General features: G+C 48.6%; 1 protein-coding gene. It reads right to left on the bottom strand.

The genetic code is table 11. The features are described 5' to 3' along the window. Positions 1-348, bottom strand: a 348-nt coding sequence (locus F8C76_RS19980) for an RNA-dependent RNA polymerase family protein (RefSeq protein WP_211372205.1), incomplete at both ends; no start/stop codon positions are given.

Here is a 348-nt window from a genome sequence, read left to right as displayed (position 1 = left end):
TCATCCTTCTTCTTGACAAACAATCCCGGAGCTCCCCAAGGTGAGACACTAGGTCTCACAAAGCCTTTGTTCAACAACTCTTGCAACTGAGTCTTCAACTCTCCCAATTCCGCCGGAGCCATGCGGTAGGGTGCAATAGAGATTGGAGCTGTCCCCGGTAATAGCTCAATTGTGAAGTCTATCTCCCTCACAGGTGGTAAACCTGGAATCTCCTCCGGAAAAACATCCGGGAATTCCCAAACAATTGGGATCTCCTCCACCCCTTGGGATCGTTTATCCTCCGTGATAAACGCCAAGTATGTTCCACATCCACTCTTCAAAAGTCTATCAGCCTTCAATGCTGAGACA

Source organism: Flagellimonas olearia (genome assembly GCF_009184425.1).
Classification (GTDB): domain Bacteria; phylum Bacteroidota; class Bacteroidia; order Flavobacteriales; family Flavobacteriaceae; genus Flagellimonas; species Flagellimonas olearia.
This window is presented reverse-complemented; position numbering and strand designations above follow the sequence as displayed.